Annotated in this window: 14 protein-coding genes and 2 pseudogenes; 6 read left to right on the top strand and 10 right to left on the bottom strand. The window is 68.7% G+C overall.

Annotation, left to right across the window (positions count from 1 at the left end; translation table 11 throughout):
• Positions 1 to 7: 7 nt before the first annotated feature.
• The 5 genes and pseudogenes from ACSQ2G_RS15705 to ACSQ2G_RS15685 all read right to left on the bottom strand — a co-directional run bounded on the left by ACSQ2G_RS15705 (position 8) and on the right by ACSQ2G_RS15685 (position 5,370).
• A pseudogene (locus tag ACSQ2G_RS15705) lies at positions 8 to 827 on the bottom strand (DUF72 domain-containing protein).
• A gap of 156 nt (positions 828 to 983) precedes the next feature.
• On the bottom strand, positions 984 to 2,372 hold the full coding sequence (locus tag ACSQ2G_RS15700) for an L-serine ammonia-lyase (protein WP_436032393.1): 1,389 nt from the start codon (positions 2,370 to 2,372) through the stop codon (positions 984 to 986).
• A gap of 176 nt (positions 2,373 to 2,548) precedes the next feature.
• A complete protein-coding gene (locus ACSQ2G_RS15695; protein ID WP_436032391.1) occupies positions 2,549 to 4,204 on the bottom strand; it encodes a M28 family metallopeptidase in 1,656 nt (551 codons plus the stop codon).
• A 66-nt stretch (positions 4,205 to 4,270) separates the two neighbouring features.
• Positions 4,271 to 4,368 (bottom strand): annotated as a pseudogene (locus ACSQ2G_RS15690) (hypothetical protein).
• 24 nt (positions 4,369 to 4,392) lie between these two features.
• Positions 4,393 to 5,370 (bottom strand): threonine ammonia-lyase, encoded by a 978-nt coding sequence (locus ACSQ2G_RS15685; protein WP_436032389.1) that lies wholly within the window; start codon positions 5,368 to 5,370, stop codon positions 4,393 to 4,395.
• Between the two features lie 96 nt (positions 5,371 to 5,466).
• Here ACSQ2G_RS15685 and ACSQ2G_RS15680 point away from each other — a divergent pair, with 96 nt between their 5' ends.
• The 4 genes from ACSQ2G_RS15680 (at position 5,467) to ACSQ2G_RS15665 (ending at position 9,635) form a co-directional block, all read left to right on the top strand.
• Complete coding sequence (locus ACSQ2G_RS15680; RefSeq protein WP_436032898.1) at positions 5,467 to 6,078, top strand: acyloxyacyl hydrolase; 612 nt, start codon at positions 5,467 to 5,469, stop codon at positions 6,076 to 6,078.
• Positions 6,079 to 6,196: 118 nt separating this feature from the next.
• Entirely contained in the window at positions 6,197 to 7,483 is a 1,287-nt protein-coding gene (locus ACSQ2G_RS15675; RefSeq protein WP_436032387.1) for an adenylosuccinate synthase, read from the top strand.
• Positions 7,484 to 7,615: 132 nt separating this feature from the next.
• On the top strand, positions 7,616 to 8,740 hold the full coding sequence (locus ACSQ2G_RS15670; RefSeq protein WP_436032386.1) for a hypothetical protein: 1,125 nt from the start codon (positions 7,616 to 7,618) through the stop codon (positions 8,738 to 8,740).
• 97 nt (positions 8,741 to 8,837) lie between these two features.
• Complete coding sequence (locus ACSQ2G_RS15665) at positions 8,838 to 9,635, top strand: response regulator (protein WP_436032897.1); 798 nt, start codon at positions 8,838 to 8,840, stop codon at positions 9,633 to 9,635.
• Between the two features lie 79 nt (positions 9,636 to 9,714).
• Here the strand turns inward: ACSQ2G_RS15665 and ACSQ2G_RS15660 are convergent, their stop codons facing one another.
• Positions 9,715 to 12,000, bottom strand: a complete 2,286-nt coding sequence (locus ACSQ2G_RS15660; protein WP_436032384.1) for a TonB-dependent receptor plug domain-containing protein — start codon at positions 11,998 to 12,000, stop codon at positions 9,715 to 9,717.
• A gap of 137 nt (positions 12,001 to 12,137) precedes the next feature.
• Here ACSQ2G_RS15660 and ACSQ2G_RS15655 point away from each other — a divergent pair, with 137 nt between their 5' ends.
• Positions 12,138 to 13,202, top strand: a complete 1,065-nt coding sequence (locus ACSQ2G_RS15655) for a phytase (RefSeq protein ID WP_436032382.1) — start codon at positions 12,138 to 12,140, stop codon at positions 13,200 to 13,202.
• 3 nt (positions 13,203 to 13,205) lie between these two features.
• Here ACSQ2G_RS15655 and ACSQ2G_RS15650 read toward each other — a convergent pair whose 3' ends face one another.
• Both ACSQ2G_RS15650 and rpoH read right to left on the bottom strand, forming a co-directional pair.
• On the bottom strand, positions 13,206 to 13,916 hold the full coding sequence (locus tag ACSQ2G_RS15650) for an alpha/beta fold hydrolase (protein ID WP_436032380.1): 711 nt from the start codon (positions 13,914 to 13,916) through the stop codon (positions 13,206 to 13,208).
• 150 nt (positions 13,917 to 14,066) lie between these two features.
• Positions 14,067 to 14,963, bottom strand: a complete 897-nt coding sequence (gene rpoH / locus ACSQ2G_RS15645; RefSeq protein ID WP_436032896.1) for an RNA polymerase sigma factor RpoH — start codon at positions 14,961 to 14,963, stop codon at positions 14,067 to 14,069.
• Positions 14,964 to 15,276: 313 nt separating this feature from the next.
• Here rpoH and ACSQ2G_RS15640 point away from each other — a divergent pair, with 313 nt between their 5' ends.
• On the top strand, positions 15,277 to 15,636 hold the full coding sequence (locus tag ACSQ2G_RS15640; RefSeq protein ID WP_436032378.1) for a phage holin family protein: 360 nt from the start codon (positions 15,277 to 15,279) through the stop codon (positions 15,634 to 15,636).
• 13 nt (positions 15,637 to 15,649) lie between these two features.
• On the opposite strand, the gene ACSQ2G_RS15635 is transcribed toward ACSQ2G_RS15640, so the two are convergent.
• A complete protein-coding gene (locus ACSQ2G_RS15635; protein ID WP_436032376.1) occupies positions 15,650 to 16,384 on the bottom strand; it encodes a tetratricopeptide repeat protein in 735 nt (244 codons plus the stop codon).
• 86 nt (positions 16,385 to 16,470) lie between these two features.
• On the bottom strand, positions 16,471 to 17,091 hold the full coding sequence (pth, locus tag ACSQ2G_RS15630) for an aminoacyl-tRNA hydrolase (protein WP_436032374.1): 621 nt from the start codon (positions 17,089 to 17,091) through the stop codon (positions 16,471 to 16,473).
• Between the last annotated feature and the right edge of the window lie 96 nt (positions 17,092 to 17,187).

Raw genomic sequence — 17,187 nt, 5'->3', positions numbered from 1 at the left:
CAGGGCCCTATTTCAGCTTCTCGATCAGCGCCATGGCCGCGGCGGGATTACGAACCTTCGCCCCGGCGATGAAATAGGCGAAGACGTCGCCGCGCTGGGCCCAGGCGCGCGTCTGCTTGGCGATGGCGTCCAGCTCGTCCGAGGTCATACCGGTGGGCTCGTCGGGCTTGCTGGACATCAGGCGGGCATAGGTGAAGTCGGCGGTCGGCGCGTCGATGCAGGGCCACGTCGGCTCCTCGTCGTCGACGGCGTAGACGATGGCCGCGCCGTACTGGGCGGCCAGGTCGTAGAACTGCTGGGTGGCGAAGGTCGGGCTGCGAACCTCCAGCGCGTGGCGGGCCGGCCGGCCGCCGATCTCCCTGGGCAGCAGCTTCAGGAAGCCCTCGAAGTCGACCGGGTCGAACTTCTTGGTGGCCATGAACTGCCAGTTGATGGGGCCCAGCTTCGGGCCCAGCTCCTCCAGCCCCTGGGCCAGGAATTTCTCCATCGAGTCGTTGTTCTCGGACAGCACGCGGCGGTTGGTGCAGAACCGGCTGGCCTTGACCGAGAACACGAAGTCGTCGGGCGTCTCGTCGCGCCACTTCTGCCAGCTGTTGGGCTTGAAGGTGGAATAGTAGGTGCCGTTGATCTCGATGCTGGTGACGTGCCGGCTGGCGTACTTCAGCTCGTCCTTCTGCTTGAGATCGTCGGGATAGAAGGGCCCGCCCCGCCAGGGCTCGTACGTCCAGCCGCCGATGCCGGCGCGAATGGTTCCGGGCATGCAAGTGTTCCCTTCCTGTTCTCGGGGCGCACCCTAGGTCAGGGTTTGGATCTTCGGCAAGAGGGATTTCAGATCCTCCCCCTGTGGGGGAGGTGTCGGCGCAGCCGACGGTGGGGGGAGTTATAGGCAGGCAGCGGGGTCTTGGATCGTCGACCCTAAAACTCCCCCCACCGGCCTTCGGCCGCCTCCCCCACAGGGGGAGGGCCTGGCTGTGTCCAACCCCTCAGCACTCCACCCGGTTCACCGACAGCCCCACCGCCAATCCGCCCAGCGAGGTCTCCTTGTAGATCTCGCTCATGTCCTCGCCGGTGCGCTTCATGGTGGCGATCACCTTGTCCAGCGACACCGAGTGCTGGCCGTCGCCCAGCAGCGCCAGCCGCGCGGCGTCGATGGCCTTGATCGCCCCCATGGCGTTGCGCTCGATGCAGGGGATCTGCACCAGGCCGCCGATCGGGTCGCAGGTCAGGCCCAGATTGTGCTCCATGCCGATCTCGGCGGCGTTCTCGATCTGGTCGTTGGTCCCGCCCAGCGCCGCGCACAGGCCCGCCGCCGCCATCGAGCAGGCCACCCCGACCTCGCCCTGGCAGCCGACCTCGGCCCCGCTGATCGAGGCGTTGCGCTTGTAGAGCGCGCCGATCGCCGCCGCCGTCAGCAGGAACACCCGCACCCCCTGCGGCGTGCCCTGGTGGAAGCGGTGGTAGAAACGCAGCACCGCCGGGATCAGGCCGGCCGCGCCGTTGGTCGGAGCGGTGACCACCCGGCCGCCGGCGGCGTTCTCCTCGTTGACCGCCATGGCCCACAGGTTGACATAGTCCATGGCCGCCAGGGGATCGCTGATCTGGCGCTCCATGCGGCCCTGGATGGTCTGGTGGATCTGGCGGGCCCGGCGCTTGACGGCCAGGCCGCCGGGCAGGGTGCCGGTCTCGCGCATGCCACGGTCGATGCAGGCCTCCATGGCCGCGAAGATCCTGTCGAGGCCGGCGTCGAGCTCGGCCGCGTCCATCCGCGCCAGCTCGTTGGCGCCCATCACCCCGGCGATCGACAGGCCGGCGTCGGCGGCGCGTTGCAGCAGGTCGGCGCCGCTCTCGAACGGGTGGGGGACCAGTGGACCCTCGTCCGGCGGGGTGTTGCGGCCCATCTCGCTCTCGTCGCGCACGAAGCCGCCGCCGATCGAGAAATAGGTGCGCTCGGCCAGCACGGCGCCGGCGGCGTCGTAGGCGGTGAAGGTCAGGCCGTTGGGATGTTGCGGCAGGCGCTCGTGGCCCGCCCAGACGATGTCGCGCTCTTCGTCGAAAACGATGTCGATCTGGCCGCCCAGCAGCAGCGACTGGGTCGCCTTGGTCTCCAGCAGGGCCGCCTCGCCGACGTCGGGATCCAGCTCGGCGGGCACGAAGCCCATCAGGCCCAGGATCACCGCCCGGTCGGTGGCGTGGCCGCGCCCGGTCAGGGCCAGGGAGGCGTAGAGCCGGGTCTCGACCCGCGCGACGTCGGGCAGCCTGCCGGCGTCGCGCAGCCGGCCGACGAACAGCCCCGCGGCCGTCATCGGTCCCATGGTGTGGCTGCTCGACGGGCCGACGCCCAACTTGAACAGGTCGAAGACGGAGGCTGTCATTCAGGCACCTCGCTCAACCCGGTGAGGGTGAGCGCTCTTGGATAAGCATAAATCGTTGTCATCCCGGAAGCCTCGCAGAGGCTGTCCGGGACCCAGGGGACTGGGCGAAGAGGTTGCGGTTTCCCTGGATCCCGGACAGCGCTACGCGCTTCCGGGATGACAACGATAGGAATTGGCTACTTCCGGTCGCCCTTCGTCTGGTCCCGCAGCGCCTTGAACTCCGAGCCCGCCTGCCATTGCGGCCAAGCCGTCGAATTGGCGAGGTCGGCGCCGATCTCGTAGAACAGGCCGATGTCCTGGGCCTGGCCGCTCAGGTCCCAGTCGGCGCGCCACTCGTCGGCCGGCTGGTGGTAGCGGTTGGCAGTGTAGTCCTCTTCCGCCTTCTGGCCGGCTTCCTTGCCGCCGTTGACCAGGTCCTCGCCCGAGCCGACCGAGATGGCCGGCACGCCGCGCTTGGCGAACGGGAAGTGGTCCGAGCGGTAGAAGTGTCCGGCCTGGGGCGAGGGGTCGGGCGTGAAGTAGCGGCCGTGGGCCTTGGCCTTGGCGACCAGAAGGTCCTGCAGGTCGACCTTGCCGTCGCCCGAGGTGGTGATGTCCTTGGCCGGACCGGCGGCCGACAGGGCGTCGATGTTCAAGTCACCGACGGTCTTGGACAGCGGGAACAGCGGGTTGGCCGCATAGTATTCCGAGCCCAGCAGGCCGCGTTCCTCGGCTGTGACGGCCAGGAACAGGATCGAGCGCCGCGGGGCCGGCTGGCTCTTGAAGGCGCGGGCCAGTTCCAGGATGGCGGCGATCCCGTCGGCGTTGTCGATCGCGCCGTTGTAGATCCTGTCGCCCCTGGCGTCCGGCTGGCCGACGCCCAGGTGGTCCCAGTGGGCGCTGTAGATCACCGTCTCGTCGGGACGGGCCGTGCCCTTGATCCGGCCGGCGATGTTCTTGGAGACGATCACCGCGTGGTCGACGGCGTAGTTCGCCGAGAAGGTCGCGCCCTTCAGCTCCACCAGCTTGAAGTCGCGGCTCTGGGCCTGGGTCTTCAGGGCGTCGAAATCCAGGCCGGCGGCCTTGAACAGGTCGACGGCCACGTCGCGCTGGATCCAGGATTCGAGAGCCGGGTGGCTCTTGGCCGGGTCCTTGCGGACGATGTCGAACATGGTGTTGGTGTTGGAGTTCTTGACCGTCGCCCAGCCGTAGGAGGCCGGGGCGGTCTCGTGGACGATCAGCACGCCCGCCGCGCCCTGGCGGGCGGCCTCCTCGAACTTGTAGGTCCAGCGGCCGTAATAGGTCATGGCCTTGCCGCCGAAGTCGCCGGATCCCGTCTCGAAGTCGGGGTCGTTGATCAGCACGACCAGGATCTTGCCCTTCAGGTCCAGACCCTTGAAGTCGTCCCAGTTTCGTTCCGGCGCCTTGACGCCGTAGCCGACGAAGACGATCGGCGCGTCCTTGATGGCGACGCTGTCGACATTGGTCATGGCCGCGCGGATGGCGATCTGCTCGCCCTGGGCCAGGGGGACGGCCTTGCCGCCGACCGTGAACTGGGCCGCGACCGGGCCCTTGATGTCGAACTTGGCCAGCGGCACGTCCTGGGTCCAGGCGCGGCTTCCGTCCGCCTTCGGATCGCCGGCCGGCTCCAGGCCGATGGCCTTCATCTGGCCGACGATATAGTCGACCGACTTGGTCTCGCCGGCCGTGGCCGGGCCGCGGCCCTCGAAGTCGTCGGACGACAGCACCTTGATGTGGGCCGACAATCGGGCGGGGTCGATCTTGGGCGCGTCCGCCGCGTGAGCCAGCATGGGAGCGGCGATCAGGGCGGTCGCGAGCAGCAGGCGTTTCATCATCGGCACTCTTTGGAGGAGATCTTGATCGTTGGCGCGGACCCTAACGGGAGTGGCGAGCGGCGGCTAGGGGGCGCGCTGTGCGTCCTTCGAGGCCCGCTGCGCGGGCGCCTCAGGATGAGGAGCTTTGTACTGATTTCCTCATCCTGAGGTGCGAGGCGCAGCCGAGCCTCGAAGGACGCACGGCGTCAAATGTCCCCGCCCAGCACCCGCGCATACAGCGCCGGGTCCACATTGCCGCCCGAGCAGACGATGGCCGCGCTGGCGCCGTTCAGGTCGACCTTGCCGGCCAGGGCGGCCGCAAGCGCCACGCAGCCGCCGGGCTCGACCACCAGCTTCAGCACCGCGAAGGCGTAGCGCATGGCCTCGGCGACCTCGGCGTCGGTGACAGCGATGATCCCCGTCAGGGTCCGGCTGTTGATCGGCCAGGTCAGCTCGCCCGGGATCGGGGTCAGCAGGGCGTCGCAGATCGACCGGGCGTCCGGATCGATGGTCTCCCGCTGGCCGGAGGCCAGGGAGCGGCGGGTCTCGTCGAAGCCGGCCGGCTCGGCGCCCCAGACCTGCGTGGCCGGCGACAGCGCCTTGATCGCCGTCGAGACGCCGGCGATCAGCCCGCCGCCGCCGACGGGGCTGAGCACCTTGTCCAGCGTCACGCCCCGCTCGCGGGCCTGCTCGACGATCTCAAGCCCCACCGTGCCCTGGCCGGCGATGATGTGCGGGTCGTCATAGGACGGCACGACCACGCAACCCCGCTCGGCGGCGATCTGGTCGGCAATGGCGACGCGGTCCTCGGTGAAGCGGTCGTAGAAGCGGATCTCGGCCCCGAAGCCGCGCGTGCCCTCGACCTTCACCGCCGGGGAGTCGCTCGGCATGACGATCAGGGCCGGGCAGCCCAGCAACTGGGCCGCCAGGGCCACGCCCTGGGCGTGGTTGCCCGACGAGAACGCCACCACCCCCCGCCGCCGCTCGTCGTCGTTCAACTGGGACAGGCGGTTGTAGGCGCCGCGGAACTTGAAGGCCCCGGCCCGCTGCAGGGTTTCGGGCTTGATCAGCACCCGGCCGCCGAGCCGCCGGTTCAGCGCCGGGCTCTCGATCAGCGGGGTGCGAACGGCCTGGCCTTCGAGGCGGGCGGCGGCGGCTTTGATGTCGGAAAAGGCGATGGTCATGGCGCCTAGGTCTATCGTCCGGCAAGCGTCGCCGAAACCCTTTGCGAGCGGCGCCGTTCAAGCCATAAGAGGACCGTCAAGACCGCTGGGGAATACATCGTGAAGAAAGCTCTGTTCGCCGCCGCGGCCTGCGCCGCCGTGGCCGTCGCCGCGCCGGCACTGGCCGGCGAAGCCTTCGTCGGCGTCTACAAGCACGACGTGACCTTCATCGGCGACGCCGTCGGCCTGGGCGCCGCCGGCCGCGAGGACGGGGTCGACGTCCACCTCGGCTACCGCACCAGCCGCCTTGAGAACCTGCGCTGGCTGGGCAAGCCGCAGGTTCACGCCATGGTCTCGATCAACAGCGAGAACACCTCCAACTTCGTGGCCGCGGGCTTCGACTGGCGGATCGAACTGGGCCAGCCGGGGGGCTTCTACCTGCGCCCAGGCATGGGCCTGGCCTATACGGACGGCGAGACCCAGCTGCCGCCGGCCAACGCCCCGAACATCAGCGACGAGGAGCGGGCCCGCCGCACCTACCTCTATTATCACCGCATCGACTTCGGCTCGAAGGTGCTGTTCGAGCCGGAATTGGCCCTGGGCTACGATCTCAACGACAGCTGGTCGGCCGAGCTCAGCTACACCCACCTGTCGAACGGCCAGATCTTCCACCAGGGCAAGAACCAGGGGCTTGACGACGCCGGGGTCCGGCTGGTCTACAAGTTCTGAACCGGGTGGCCCCCTTCTGGCGGGCCGTCACGCCGATCACAACAGATGAAACGTCCGCCGCCGAGTCCTGTCGAAGGGCCGCGGGCGCTTTTCGGCAGGTGATAAGGCATATCTGAACATGGCCAATGTGACCGTTGTCGGCGCCCAGTGGGGCGACGAGGGCAAGGGCAAGATCGTCGACTGGCTGTCCAACCGGGCCGATGTCGTGGTGCGATTCCAGGGCGGCCACAACGCCGGCCACACCCTGGTGGTCGACGGCAAGGTCTACAAGCTGGCCCTGCTGCCGTCGGGCGTCGTGCAGGGCAAGCTCTCCGTCATTGGGAATGGCGTGGTCGTCGATCCCTGGCACCTGCTGACCGAGATCGACAAGATCGCCGAGCAGGGCGTGGCGATCACGCCCGAGCTGCTGGTGCTGGCCGACAACGCCTGCCTGATCCTGCCGCTGCACAAGGACCTGGACCAGGCCCGAGAGGCCGCCTCGACCCAGAAGATCGGCACCACCGGCCGCGGCATCGGCCCGGCCTATGAGGACAAGGTCGGCCGCCGCGCCATCCGCGTCGCCGATCTGGCCGATCCGGAAGCCCTGAAGCCGAAGATCGAGCGGCTCCTGGCTCACCACGGCGCGCTGCGCCGGGGGCTTGGATTGCCGGAAGCCGACGCGACCGAGCTGTTCGACGCCTTGATGGAACTCGCGCCCCGGGTGCTGGCCTACGCTCAGCCGGCCTGGCGCCTGCTGGACAAGGCCTACAAGGACGGCCGCAGGATCCTGTTCGAGGGGGCGCAAGGGGCTCTTCTGGACGTCGACCACGGCACCTATCCGTTTGTCACTTCGTCCAACACGGTGGCCGGCCAGGCCTCGGCGGGTTCGGGCATGGGTCCCTCGGCGACCGGCTACGTGCTGGGCATCGTCAAGGCCTACACCACCCGCGTGGGCGAGGGCCCGTTCGCGGCCGAGCTGGACGACGAGGTGGGCAAGCACCTGTCGACCGTCGGCCGCGAGGTCGGGGTCAACACCGGCCGGGCCCGCCGCTGCGGCTGGTTCGACGCGGTGCTGGTGCGCCAGTCGGTGGCCATCAACGGCATCCACGGCGTGGCCCTGACCAAGCTGGACGTGCTGGATGGCCTCAAGACCCTGAAGATCTGCGTCGGCTATCGCATCGGCGACAAGGTGGTCGACTACCTGCCGGCCGGCATGCGCGACCAGAAGGCCGCCCAGCCGATCTACGAGGAGCTGGAAGGCTGGAGCGAAAGCACAGCCGGCGCCCGCTCGTTCAAGGACCTCAACGCCAACGCCATCAAGTATGTGCGCCGCGTCGAGGAGCTGATCGGCGCCCCCGTCGCCCTGCTGTCGACCAGCCCCGAGCGCGACGACACCATCCTGATGCGCGACCCGTTCCAGGGCTGATGTCGGGGACAGGCGCATGCGCCTGTCCCCACGCCATTCCAAGGTCCAGTTAGCGATTGCTTAGCAGGCCAAGGTTTATGACGGCGGCTTCCCCGCGGAGGTTCGCCGTCATTGGCCGTTGCGCGTCGCCTGATGAAGTCCGCCAACAAGGCCGATCGCCTGACGCGCAGCCTGCGGGCGCTTGACCGCGAGGCCTCGACCAGCCGCGTCCTGAACCTGCTGGCCATTGAGGCTCGCAGCGGCCACCGGCCCGAACACGGCGAGGCGCCGCTGTTCCGCAACCGCGTCCTCAACACGGCCCTGGTGGTCAAGCACCGCCTGCGGGTCGACGACGTCTTCCTGTTCGACGAGATCCGCCCCAACGCCACCAAGATCATCATCCCGTTCGAGCGCAGCGACCTGGGCCTGGGCGGCCAGTCGTTCTTCGTCGGCCAGCGCGGCTGGGTGGACCTGCTGCGCGAGGCCTGCAACGAACACAGCGACATGGCGCGCGACCTGGCGACCCTGCGCCTGATCGACCAGCTGCCGTCGCTGGACCCGTTCCTGCTGCGCGAGCACCTGCGCCGCCACGGCCTGTCGGTGGCCTCCAGCTACTTCGCCCTGTCGTCCGCCGACATGGAGCAGATGCAGAGCTTCGTCTCGGCCCAGATCTCGCTGCTGATCGACCTGGCCTATCGCGACGCCGGCCGCGCCGTGCCGGGCGCCTACGCCGCCCGCCTGGTCGAGGCCCTGCTGTCGACCGACGTCGACGAGCGGCTGGAGCCGCTGCGCGAGACCCTGGTCATGGACGGCGAGAGCTTCAAGGAGGGCGTCTTCAGCTGGAAGGGCTTCCTCTACTACAAGTGGATGCTGACCCGGCTGTGGGCCGAGCTGGACACCGTGGGCGGCGAGATCATGCGGCTGACGATCACCGGCAATCGCGACGTGGCCACCCAGCGCTTCCTGGACGACACCCGCAAGCGCCTGCGCCGCGGCATACTGGTCGAACGCCAGGCGATCATGCGGGCCCTGGATGTGTACGACCGGGCGTTCGACGACCTGATCGACAACGGCCGACCCCAGGCGTTCCGAGAATTCCTGCTGCGCGCCCCGGACATGTTCCTGTCGCTGGGCGAGAAGGTCGGGGTGGTCGCCCACATCGCCAGCTTCTGGCGCTACCGCTTTCCGGCCGGCGCGCCCCTGGTCGCCGACATCGAGGACGCGATCGACCTGCTGCAGGACTTCGACGCGGGCCTGAGCGCCAGCCTGGCGGCCTGAATCCGGGACTTTCTGTCGCAACGGGCGAAGACTAAGCGGATTTTTACCATCGCTCGGCTAGTCTGCGCGCGAGTCATTGTTGGAGCTTCCGGGTCACGTGTTCGACGGCAATATCCGCACCTTGCAGCGTATCGCGGCGAAGATGCAGCGCGTGCTGATCGTCGACCCGAACACCGCGGCCGTGCGCCTGCTCGCCGACCAGTTGCGCCATGTCGGCAATGTCCAGATCTTCCACGCCCCTTCGATCGAGGCCGGCTGGGGCATGGCCCGCACGGTGGACCCGATGCTGGTGTTCGTCGAGCACGCCTCCAGCGGCTGCGACGGCCAGGCCCTGGCCCGCAAGATCCGCCGCAGCGACCTGGCCTGCCGCGAGAACCCGATCATCATGTGCACCGCCGAGGCCACGGCCGAGGCGATCTTCGGGGCCCGCGACGCGGGCATCCACGAGTTCATGCGCAAGCCGTTCACGATCAAGGACCTGGAGCGTCGGCTCGAGGCCGTGACCTTGAAGCCGCGCGACTGGGTCGAGGCCGTGCAATATGTCGGGCCCGACCGCCGTCGCTTCAACTCGGCCGAATACAAGGGCCCGCGCAAGCGCAAGGCCGACGCCAGCGACGCGCCCGCCGCGCGCTTGTCCCAGGCCCTGCGGATCGTCAGGTCGGCCGCCCAGGCCCTGGACAGCGACCCGGCCCAGGCCCGGCGCGCCCTGACCGCCCAGGCGGTCGAGCTGAAGAAGGTCGGCGAAGCTATCAAGGACGCCCGCCTGGTCGAGGCCGCCACCGCCCTGGAGGCCTGCACGGCCGGCGGCATGGCCCGCACCGAACTGGTCAAGCGCATCGACGGGCTGATGGGCTTCCTGGTCGAGGACGACAACGGCGGCCGCGGCGCGGCCTGACCGGCCGCTCGTCGACCGGCCACGAAAAGGGCGGCGTCCGCGGACGCCGCCCTTCGTCGTTCTGGATCCCGTAACCCGCCTAGAAGGCCAGGCGGGCGATCAGTTGGAACACCGGACCGGCGTTCTCGCGCTCCAGTTCGTACTCATCGAAATTGCGGTCGTTCTGGTCCTCGATGGTGTTGAACTTGTTGAAGCTTTCCTTCTTGTTGGCGTCCAGCAGGTTGGAGCCGGTCAGGCGGATCGTCAGGTCCTTGCCGATCCGCTTTTCGAGGAAGATCTCCAGGTCGCCGCCATAGGTGGTGGTGACCTCCTCGCCGACCACGCGGCTATAGGCTTCGCCCTGCTTGCGGTAGCTGGCCCCGAACGAGGCGCCCCAGGTCGGCAGGTCCTGGATGAAGCCGACGTTCAGCACGTAGTCCGACTGGCTGTTGAACTTGCGCGAGCCGAACTCGTCGTTCACGTCGCTGTCCAGCCACGAGTAGTTCAGGAACACGCCGGTGTTCTCCAGCCCGATCACCGTCAGCGGCGTCGACAGGTCGAACTCGATCCCCCAGACCTTGCCGTCGCCGGTGTTGCGGGCGGAATAGACGAACGTGCCGGGGCCCTCGTCGCCTTCCTCGCCGGTGTTGGTCAGCTCGATCAGGTCCTTGACCTTGCGGTAGAAGACGTTGACCCCGGCCACGCCCTGCTTGCCCATCCGCCGCTCGTAGCCGGCGTCCAGGCCCCAGGCGGTTTCCGGCTTCAGCCGCGGATTGCCGATGAAGTCGTTGTCGCCCAGCTCGGCGGTCAGCAGGGCCGGCGACAGGTAGTCGAAACTGGGGCGGCGAATGGTGCGCGCGCCCGACACATAGACCTGATCCTCGGTGGTCAGGTTGTAGCGCAGCGAGGCCGAGGGCAGCAGGACCTTGTAGTCGGTATCGGTGGTCGAGGGGACCGTGCGGTCCCGCAGGGTGACGTCGGTGGTCTCGTAGCGCAGGCCGGCTTCCCACTTCAGCGCACCCGACTTGCCGTCCAGCATCACGTAGGGGTCCAGGCGGGTCTGTTCGAACGCGGCGTCGCCGCCGTCGATCGCCGCATAGGGCTTAAAGGCCGGCGGGGCGGCGCTGGGCAGGTTGTAGCGGTTGCGCGGAACCTCGGTGACCAGCAGGTCGCGCTGCTTCTTCTCGTACTGAAGGCCGAACTGCAGCCGCACGCCGTCGGTCAGGTCGCGCTTGTGCTCGAGCTTGGCCGAGAACTCGGTGTCTTCCAGGTCGGTCCTGGACTTGTCACGGGTGATGCGGTCCCCGTCCGGATAGGGCGCAGCGTCGCGCAGGTATTCGGTCTCGTCCTCGAACTCGGCTTCCTTGTCCTTGAACGAGGCGTAGCCCAGCTTCACGCTGGTCTTGCCGCCGAACATGTCGTGGCTGTACTTGCCGTTGACCGAGTAGCTGTCCTGTTCGATGTCGACGTCGTTGTCGTTCAGGGTCGACAGGTTGGCGTTGTCGCGGATGTCCTTGTTGTACTCGATCGAGTCCTCGTTCTGGTAGCGGTCGGTGTGGACATAGAAGCCGCTCAGGTCCAGGTCGCCGCCGGCCAACGGGGTCTGGTAGCTGGCGTTGAATGAATAGTCGGTGCCGTTGCGCACGTCCGTCTGGAGTTCGCTGTTGTCGATCGGCGCGCCCGGCTCGCCATAGCGCAGGCTGAGCTTGTTCTTGGGGTTGCGGCGGCCCTGCAGGTTGGCGCCGACCAGCAGTCGGCCCGGTCCGACCTGGCCGCCCCAAACGCCGCCGACGGTCTCGCGGATGCGTTTGTCGTCGAACATCAGGGCGCCGGCCCGGACGAAGCCGCCGTCCAGGGCGTAGGCGTCGCGCAGCACGATGTTGATCGCGCCGGCCACGGCGTCGCCGCTGCGGTTGGCCGAGGCGCTGCGGACGATCTCGATGCGCTCGATCAGCTCGGCCGGGATGCGGTCGACGAAGAACGCCGAGTCGGCGCCCGAGCCGAACGCGCCGGAGCCCGAGCCGGAGCCTGGCACCTTCTCGCCGTTGATCAGGATCTGGGTGTAGGCCGGGTCGAGGCCGCGCAGACGCACGCCGTCCGATTCCAGCACGTCCGACAGGAAGGCGACGCTGGGCACGCGCTTGAGCGCGTCGCCGGCGGTCAGCGGCTCGAAGCGCTGGAAGTAGTCGAGGTCGTAGTTCAGGACGGGCGCGGCCTGGTCGGTGCGGTTGCGGTAGGCGATCTGGGCCTGGACGACCAGTTCGGACGCGGTGGCCGGCGCTTCGGCGGCCGTGGCGATCGGCGCATCGGCGTCGGCGGCGTAGGACGCGGAGGCCAGGGCCAAGGGCGCGAGCGCGGCCAGGGTAAACAGTGCCGTCTTGGTCATGGTGAGTATCCCCGATCATCGGCGCGGCCGTTGACGCGGCCGTTCGCACGTGATTTCACGCGGCGGGGCATAAATTCGCCAAGATCTTGGGGCCAGTGATGTTTCTTCGACGGTTTCGTTTCAGTTTTGTGACATCAGTGGGAATATCTCTCCTGCTGGCGGGTTGCGCGGCGTTCGATCCGGAGGCCCGCTCGGACTCCGGCAAGATCCTGGTCGGCGTCGGAACGCCGGTCCCAGCGGCCGGCGAGACCCAATCGGTGGCGACACAACGTGCGGATGCGGCCGACGACCCCGAGATCTGGGTCGACCCCAAGGATCCGTCGCGGGTCGTGATCTTCGGCACCGACAAGCAGGCTGGTCTGTACACCTACGACCTGAGCGGGGCGGTCACCGGCTTCATCCCGGACGGCAGGCTGAACAATGTCGACCTGCGTGGCGGATTGGCCACGGCCAACGGTGAGCGCGTGCTGGTCGCGGCCAGCGATCGCGGCCGAATCGGCGCGGCGCTCTACCTGATGGATCCGGCCACCCTGAAGGTCGAGCCCTGGGGCCTGGCGCCGCTGGACCTGGCCGAGCCCTACGGCCTGTGCATGGGCCGGCGCGGCGACGGCTTCATCGTCATCGTCAACGGCACGGACGGCCAGGTGCGGCAGCTCCGCGTCGCCGTCGGGGCCGACGGCAAGCCGGCGGCGACCGAGGAGCAGCGCTTCGCCGTCGGCAGCCAGACCGAAGGCTGCGTCGTCGATGACACCAAGGGCGTGCTCTACATCGGCGAGGAGGCCAAGGGGATCTGGCGCTACGACCTGGATCCCGCCAAGGGCGCGGCGCGCGTCCTGGTGGCCGGCGCCCCCTCGGCCATGCTGCAGCCCGACGTCGAGGGTCTGACCTTGCTGCGCGAGGGCCAGAAGACCTGGCTGATCGCCTCCAGCCAGGGCGACAGCGCCTTCGCCGTCTGGCGCGTGGACGGCGCCCAGCCGGCCTATGCCGGGCGCTTCTCGGTGGTGGCCGCCAAGGGCGTCGATGGGGTGACGGGCACCGACGGCGTCGCGGCGATCGGCGGAGCCGTCGGGCCCTACGCCGAGGGATTGGTCGTCATGCAGGACGACGTCGATGTGGACGGCGAGGCTCCGTCCACGGCGCGCGTGCGGCAGAACTTCAAGCTGGTGGACTGGCGGGCGGTGAAGGCGGCGCTGGGGCTTTGAGTCTCAGCGTCCCTCGCGCGCCAGCCAGCGGCGCAGGGCGGCGTTGACCGCCTCGGGCGCCTCCATCGGCGTCATGTGGCCGGCGTTCGGGATGATCACCATGTGCGAGCAGCCGATGGCGTGGGCCATCTCGTGCTGGCCGGCCAGCGGGGTGATCGCGTCGTGCTCGCCGCAGATGATGACGATGGGACAGCGCAGGGCCCGCAGGGCGGCCGCGCCGTCCTCGCGCGCCAGGCCGTTCTGGCGCAGGAAGACCTCTCGGCCCAGGCGCTGGGTCATGGCCTGGATGCGGCCGGTCAGGTCCTTGTCGTCCAGGCGCGAGGCGTCGACATAGCTGGCCATCAGCCGGTCGGCGACGCCGAGGAACGCGCCCTCGTGGCTGGCCGCGGCGTTGACGGCGCGGCGCTGGGCGGCGCGCTGGGGCGTGTCGGCGCGGATCGCGGTGTCGATCAGGGCCAGGCGCGCGATACGCTCGGGCGCGATCCGGGCGATCTCCTGGGCCACGTAGCCGCCCATGGAGAAGCCGGCCAGGGCGAAGGTCGGCTCGGCGTCGGCCAACACCTGCTCGGCCAGCTGGCGCAGGCTCTCGCCGTGCGTCAGGTCGGGCACCTGGCAGCGGGCGACGTCGGCCAGGCCGCTGACCTGGTCGCGCCAGAGCTCGGCGTCGTTCAGCAGCCCGGGCAGCAGGATCAGTTGGGGAAGGGGATCGGTCATGGCGACCCTATACGACGATCCTCCCCCTTTGGGGCAGGTGGCCCAGAGGGCCGGAGGGGGCAGCGCGGCCGACGCCGCGAAGCCCCCTCAGTCGGCTGCGCCGACAGCTCCCCCAGAGGGGGAGCATCTAGCCTTCAGGTCCGGGCCTTCTCAGACTTCGACCATGTTCTTGGCGATGGCGGCTTCGCGCATCGACTTCTGCAGCTTCTCGAAGGCCCGGACCTCGATCTGGCGGACCCGCTCGCGGCTGACGCCGTATTGCGAGGCCAGGTCTTCCAGGGTGGTCGGCTCGTCCTTCAGGCGCCGCTCGGTCAGGATGTGGCGCTCGCGGTCGGTCAGTTCGACCATCGCTTCCTCGAGCAGGCTCATCCGCATGGACTTTTCCTGGCTCTCCGCGACGGCGGTCTCCTGGGAGACCTGGTCGTCGTCGGCCAGCCAGTCCTGCCACTCGCTCTCGCCGTCGGCGCGCAGCGGCGCGTTCAGCGAGGCGTCGGGACCGCCCAGACGGCGGTTCATCGAGATGACCTCGCTGTCCAGCACGCCCAGCTTGGTGGCGATGGCGCTGACCTGCTCGGGACGCAGGTCGCCGTCCTGGAAGGCCTCGATCTGGCTCTTGGCCTTGCGCAGGTTGAAGAACAGCTTCTTCTGCGCGGCGGTCGTGCCCATCTTCACCAGCGACCACGAGCGCAGGATATATTCCTGGATCGAGGCGCGGATCCACCACATGGCGTAGGTGGCCAGGCGGAAGCCCTTGTCGGGCTCGAACTTCTTGACGGCCTGCATCAGGCCCACATTGCCCTCGGAGATCACCTCGCCGATCGGCAGGCCGTATCCGCGATAGCCCATGGCGATCTTGGCCACGAGACGCAGGTGGCTGGTGACCATCTTGTGGGCGGCTTCGCTGTCCTGATGCTCTTTCCAGCGCTGGGCGAGCATGAACTCCTCGTCCTTGGCCAGCATCGGGAACTTGCGGATTTCGGTGAGGTAACGCGACAGGCCGCCGTCCGGCGACATCACCGATAGTGAATTCACGGCCATAGAAACTATCCCCTTGGTGCGGATCCGCCCGTCAACCGCGCGCCATCATCCCCACCAGAATGGGTCAGATAGGAAGGCGTTGCGGCTTAGGTAAGGTCGATAACGTATTTGTAATGTCCGACACCCGGACTCGGGTATTGGCGCTTCAAAAGTGAGAATGAACGTTCATTCTCAAAACTTCAAGCCAAAAATGTCAGACCGACACGACGGAAGGTCTGGACCGGACGGGCGGGGCGTTCTGGCGATCTCGGCGGAGCGGGGCCTTGCCGGGACGGGATCCCTGCGCCTCTAATGGCGGCGCCCTATGCCTGAGAGGCCTCTCGTGACGCGCTTCATCGTCCGCGCCCTGATCGCCGCCCTGGGCCTGTGGCTGGCGTCGAGGATCGTGCCGGGTATCGCCGTGTCCGGCGGCTGGACCAGCCTGCTGGTCGCCGCGGTGCTGCTGGGCGTGGTCAACGCCATCGTAAGGCCGGTGGTCGTCGTGCTGACCCTGCCGCTGACCGTGGTGACGCTGGGCCTGTTCCTGCTGGTGGTGAACGCCGCGATGCTGGGTCTAGTCGGCCTGATGCTGAAGGGCTTCGTGGTCGACGGTCTATGGGCCGGGATCTTCGGGTCGATCGTGATCGGCGTCGTCAGCTGGCTGGGCCACCTGCTGATCGGCGACGGGCGCGAGCGCGCTTAGCGGTCACGCCCGTTCATCCCACCGCCGTCGCCGCCAGGTCCCGCCAGCCGCGGGCTTCCTTGCGGAAGTGCGAGTGGGTCTTGGCCAGGCGCTTGTCGATCTCGGCCAGGGCCTCGCGGGCCTCGTCCTTGCGCCCGGTCTGCGCCAGGAACACCGCATAGCGGGCCATGCCCTCGAAGCCGGGCAGATGGGCGGCGGCCCAGCGCAGGGCGGTGTCGGCCTCGGACGGGCGGCCCAGGGCGTGATAGGCGCGGCCCATGGCCAGGGCGACGTTCGGCGTGCGGGCGGCCGGCGACTGGGCGCTCAGGCCCTCCAGCAGCGGCAGGGCCTCGGCGGCGCGGTCCAGCTCGATCAGGGCGTTGGCGCGGCCCAGCAGCAGCTGCGGGTCGTCGGCGTACATGCCCTGCAGGGCCTCGGCGTACAGGCGCTCGGCTTCGGCGTGCTTGCCCAGCCCCGAGGCGGCCGCGGCCAGGCGGGCCCGGTTGGCGACGGTGGGCGTGTCGTCGACCGCCTGGCCAGCCTCGCGATATTCCCGTTGCGGGTCGAGAACCTGCCGCGCGGCCTGCCGGGCCTTCTGGGCCTTGGCGCCGCCCAGGAACTCCGGCGCGACGATGGCGATCAGATAGACCAGCCCGCCCAGCGGCTGGAACAGCAGGATGATCATCAGCCAGTACATCTGCTGGCCCGTGCGGACCACATGGACGCACAGGGCGATCGAGAACAGCAGCGACAGGCCCAGCAGGATCATCGAAGGTAAGGGCTCCAAGCTTGGCGTTGGCCAGGTCAAGGCTGGTTATGTGTGGGCTGGAGTCGGCGCCGTCAATCGGCCGTGACCTACTCGGCCTGGCGCGCGGCCTTCTTGGGGTCGGCCTTGGGGGCGGGGGCCAGGCGCAGCACCTCGGCCTGGTAGCGCTCGTCGTCGCCGGCCGCGGCGAACGGCAGGGCGTCGGCCAGGGCGTCCAGCATCGGGTCCAGCCACAGGTGCTCGACCTTGTGGAAGTCGCCCAGCACATAGTGCATGACCGCGTCCTTGTGGCCCGGATGGCCCACCCCGATGCGGCCGCGCCGGAAGCCGTCGCCGATCTGGCTGGTGATCGAGCGCACGCCGTTGTTGCCCGCCGCCCCGCCGCCGGCCTTCATCCGGAAGCGGCCGGGGGCCATGTCGATCTCGTCGTGGAAGACGATCACGTCGCTGGGCGCGAGCTTGAAGAACTTCATCGCCTCGCCCACGGCGCGGCCGCTCTCGTTGTAGAAGGTCCTGGGCTTGAGCAGCAGCAGCTTGACCGGCCCGTTCGGGGTCGAGACCTGCCCTTCGCAGGCCAGGCCCTGGAAGCGCGAGCGCCACGGCGCCGTGCCCCATTTGCGGGCCAGGGCGTCGACGGCCATGAACCCGACATTGTGCCGGTTCTTCTCGTATTTCGGCTCGGGATTGCCGAGGCCGGCGAGGATCAGCATCGCTGAGGCTCCGTGCGTCCTTCGAGGCCTCGCTGCGCAAGGCGCCTCAGGAAGAGGAATGTCATTCCGCGTCCACCGGGCTCCTCATCCTGAGGC

It is taken from the genome of Caulobacter sp. LjRoot300, assembly GCF_964253875.1.
In the GTDB taxonomy this organism is placed as follows: Bacteria; Pseudomonadota; Alphaproteobacteria; order Caulobacterales; family Caulobacteraceae; genus Caulobacter.
Note: the sequence above shows the minus strand (reverse complement) of the source record. Positions and strands in the feature narration are given on the sequence as shown.